The following is a 3933-nucleotide window of genomic DNA, read 5'->3' as shown; positions in this document are numbered from 1 at the left end:
GCGATCACTTCCCCCTCGGGCGCGCCGAAGCGCGCCGAATCGCGGAGCAGGCCAGAGCCCAAAAGGTATCGGTCGCTGGCCTGAGACAGGGGCCGCGAGAGCGATGTGCGGATCTCATGCCGGACGTACCGGCGGTGCGAGCCGAGCGGGCGGCCTGAGGCCGCATTCCCTTCCAGCCACCGGCGTCCGGTGGTTCCCCCTGGTTGGGTTTCGAGGCCCCGTCGGGGGTCTCGAGCACGACGGTAGACCCGGCTCCGAATGCCGGTCAACAGATTCGAATTACTTTGTACATATGTTTTTTCTGACGATGGAGAAAACGAGCGTGCTGTCCCGCGCAAACGCACCTGAAGTCCCGATCGTCGCCCCGCGATCCTCCCGTAATGCCTACCTCGGGGTAATGCGCCGGAAGCCGCCCCATCCGTGACCTGAACGGGTCCGATTCCACCCCGTTCCGCGACATCCCTCACGGTTGGGGAGCAATGGGCCCAACCCTGTTCCAGCCGTCCAGAAGCGCGCCCTACGATCGGCTCATTCCCGCAGAATTCCGCGGGTACAAGCACCGCACCCTCAGGAACCAGCCATGAACAAGACCCTCGCGGCGCTCGGCGTCGCAGCCCTTCTCGCAGCGGGACTCGGCACCGCAGCCGCCCCCGCCAATGCCACTACCACGACGCCGTACTGCGGCATCACGTGGGGATCGCTCCCCAAGGTCGACGAGGAGTATTCGCAAGCCGCCCTCACCAACGTCCGAGCGGGCCGGCACGAGTGCTTCGACCGCCTCGTCCTGGACTTCTCGGGCGCCGTGGACGGCTACCGCATCGAGTACGTGGACCAAGTCGCGGAGGACGGCAGCGGCCGGCTCGTCCCGGTGGCCGGCGGTGCCCGCCTGCGCATCGTCGCGCTGTCTCCTGCCTACGACGCCAACTACGGCCCAACCTACTCCCCCGCCGACCCGGCCAACCTCGTCGACGTCAGCTGCTTCTCGACCTTCCGTCAGGTGGCCTGGGCCGGGAGCTTCGAGGGCCAGACGACCATTGGCCTCGGCGTCCGGGCGCGCCTGCCGTTCCGGGCCTTCATCCTCGACGGCGGGCCTGGCGGCGCCGCGGGCGGCTCGCGCCTCATCGTGGACGTCGCGCACCGCTGGTAGGCGCCGCTCACCCAAACCCGGGTCGCCCGAACTGGGTCACCTAAGCCCGGGTCACCCGAACCCCGTCGAACCGCGCGGCACGAGCCTGAACGCCGACTCGTGCCGCGCGGGCCCGTCTTGGGGCAGCACGGAATCCCCCGACAGCCCGGAATTCCCGAGCAGCAGCGCCGCGTCCTCGGGCATGGCCAGCCCCGCCCGAGCGAGCACGACGGCGACAGCCCGGTCGGCGATCTCGGCCATGCCCGGGTCCACGGTCGTGAGCCCCGGGACGGCGAACTCGCTCTCCTCGATGTTGTCGAACCCGACGACGGCGACGTCCTCCGGGACCCGCACCCCCGCGAGCGCGAGCCCGTGCAGGGCACCGAGCGCGAGGACGTCGTTGAGGCCGAACACGGCGTCGAACTCGAGCCCGGCCGCGAGCGCCTGCCTGACCGCCTCGGCACCCGCGTGCCGGTCCCACGCGCAGGGCACGACGAGCGCGTCGTCGTACGCGAGGCCCGCCTCGGCGTGCGCGGCGCGCACGCCAGCGAGCCGCAGCCCCGCGGTCCCCTCGGCAGAGGTGGGCAGCGCGCCGAGGACGAGCACGCGCCGTCGTGCGCCCGCCTCCGCGGAGAGCAGGTGCGCGACGGCGGCGCGCGCCCCCTCGGTGTTGGCCATGCCGACGCGGTCGAAGGGCGCGTCCATGAGGTGCTCCCCGAGGAGCACGAGCGGCTTGGTGCCCGCGTTCGCCGCGAGGGCCTCGGCCGGGAGCGCCAGCGGCATGAACAGGAGCCCGTCCGTGAGCGCGCGCAGCTGCCCCGTGAGCGCCGCGAGCTCGCCCGCCGCGCGCTCGGAATCGCCCCCGCGCGCGCCGCCGAACTGCTCGACGACGACCCGGTAGCCGCGCCGCTCGGCCGCCCGCATCGCCTCCGCGGCGAAGGACGCGTAGTACGGGATGCTGAGGTCCGCGAGCGCGAGCCCGAGGAGCCCGGATCGGCCCGAGCGCAGGCTCCGCGCGGCCAGATTCACCTCGTAGCCCACCTGTGCTACGGCCGCCTCGACCTTCTCCCGAGTCGCCGCACGGACGTGCGGGTACCCGTTGAGCACGTTGGAGACGGTCTTGAGGGACACGCCCGCGAGCGCGGCGACGTCCCTGATCGTCGGCGAGGGGGTCGGCGCGCCTGCAGGGCGAGGGGTGGGGCTGGGGTCGGGGCTCACGCTCGGCAGGCTACCCGAGCCGGAACATCGTCCAGCTCACGGGGGCCAGGAGGGCGGTGAGCGTCCCGCCGTCGAGCGCCGCGCCGTCGAGCGGGGCGGGCAGGACGGACGTCGAGTCCTCCTCGCTCGCGCGCCACAGCGGGTCGGGCCCGGTGTACGTGACGGCCTCGAGGAGCCGAAGCCCCTGGAACGCCGTGAGGTCCACGGTGAGCGGCAGCGCAGCCTCGGTGCCGCGGTTGACGGCGAAGACGGCCACGGCGCCGGCCTCGGCGTCGTGCGTCGCGACGGCGGAGAGCGCTGGCACGTCGCCATGCGTCGGCGAGGCGAACGACGGCGACTGGACCGCGAGCCGGAGCACCTCGCCCCGCGCGTGGGCCGAGGTGAGCGCGAACGGGTGGAACGTGGTCTGCTTCCACGCCGCCCCGCCGGGCGCCGTCATGATCGGGGCGATGACGTTGACGAGCTGGGCGAGCGAGGCCGCGTGGACGCGGTCGGTGTGGCGCAGGAGCGTGATGAGCAGGTCCCCGACGACGACGGCGTCTGCGACGGTGTAGAGGTCCTCGAGCAGCGCCGGCGCCTCGGGCCAGTCCGAGCCCGTGGGCACGGGGACGCGCGGGGAGGACATGTGCCACACATTCCACTCGTCGAAGGAGATGTGGACGTCCTTCGCGGACTTCCTGGCGCTCTTGACGTGGTCGATGTGCGCGGCGATGTCCCGGATGAAGGCGTCCATGACGGCGCCCGCGGCGAGGTGGTCCTCGAGCGGGCCGCTGTGGTCGAAGTACTGGTGGGCGGAGATGTAGTCGACGACGTCGTAGGCCTCGGTGAGCACAGTGCGCTCCCACTCGCCGAAGGTGGCCATGGCCGGGCCCGAGCTGCCGCACGCGACGAGCCGGAGCTCGTCCCCGCCCACGAGGCGCATGGCGCGGGCCGTCTGGGCGGCGAGGTGGCCGTACTCCTCGGCGGTCTTGTGGCCGATCTGCCAGGGCCCGTCCATCTCGTTGCCCAGGCACCAGAACGTGACGCCGTGCGGCTCCTCGGCGCCGTTCTTGCGGCGCAGGTCCGAGAGGGCTGTGCCCCCGGGGTGGTTGCAGTACTCGAGGATGTCGAGGGCCGCCTGGACCCCGCGCGTGCCGAGGTTGACCGCCATCATGGGCTCGACACCGGCCTTCGCGCACCAGCGCATGAAGTCGTCGAGGCCCACCTGGTTGGTCTCGGTCGAGTGCCACGCGGGGTCGAGGCGGACGGGCCGCTCGCTCCTGGGGCCGATCCCGTCCTCCCAGCGGTAGCCCGAGACGAAGTTGCCGCCCGGGTAGCGCACGGTGCTGACGCCGAGCTCGCGTGTGAGCTCGAGGACGTCGCCGCGCCAGCCGTCCTCGTCCGCGCTCGGGTGGCCGGGCTCGTAGATTCCCGTGTAGACGCAGCGGCCGAGGTGCTCGACGAAGGCCCCGAAGGTCTCGCGGCGGACGGGGCCGACGGCGAACGCCGGGCTGGCGGTGACGGTCGCCGCGGCGGGGGCCGGATGGGGCGAGGCAGGGCGGGGTGAGGCAGGGCGGGACGAGGGTGCCATGGGGCCTCCTGGGAGTTCT

General features: G+C 72.6%; 3 protein-coding genes. 1 reads left to right on the top strand and 2 read right to left on the bottom strand.

All coding sequences use genetic code 11. From position 1 onward, the window contains the following. The first annotated feature begins 580 nt into the window (after positions 1 to 580). Positions 581 to 1147, top strand: a complete 567-nt coding sequence (locus ACUYMY_RS01860; protein WP_481701945.1) for an AMIN-like domain-containing (lipo)protein — start codon at positions 581 to 583, stop codon at positions 1145 to 1147. Positions 1148 to 1198: 51 nt separating this feature from the next. On the opposite strand, the gene ACUYMY_RS01855 is transcribed toward ACUYMY_RS01860, so the two are convergent. Continuing rightward, positions 1199 to 2344, bottom strand: coding sequence for a LacI family DNA-binding transcriptional regulator (locus ACUYMY_RS01855; RefSeq protein ID WP_481701944.1), 1146 nt, complete (start codon positions 2342 to 2344; stop codon positions 1199 to 1201). Positions 2345 to 2354: 10 nt separating this feature from the next. Then, entirely contained in the window at positions 2355 to 3914 is a 1560-nt protein-coding gene (gene arfA / locus ACUYMY_RS01850) for an arabinosylfuranosidase ArfA (RefSeq protein WP_481701943.1), read from the bottom strand. Between the last annotated feature and the right edge of the window lie 19 nt (positions 3915 to 3933).

The sequence above is a fragment of the Sinomonas sp. T428B genome (genome assembly GCF_056780155.1).
Note: the sequence above shows the minus strand (reverse complement) of the source record. Positions and strands in the feature narration are given on the sequence as shown.

Bases quoted from the DNA above. Each gene is read 5' to 3' on its own strand.
- ACUYMY_RS01860 (WP_481701945.1), top strand. From the start codon at position 581: ATGAACAAGACCCTCGCGGCGCTCGGCGTCGCAGCCCTTCTCGCAGCG.
- arfA (WP_481701943.1), bottom strand. From the start codon at position 3,914: ATGGCACCCTCGTCCCGCCCTGCCTCACCCCGCCCTGCCTCGCCCCAT.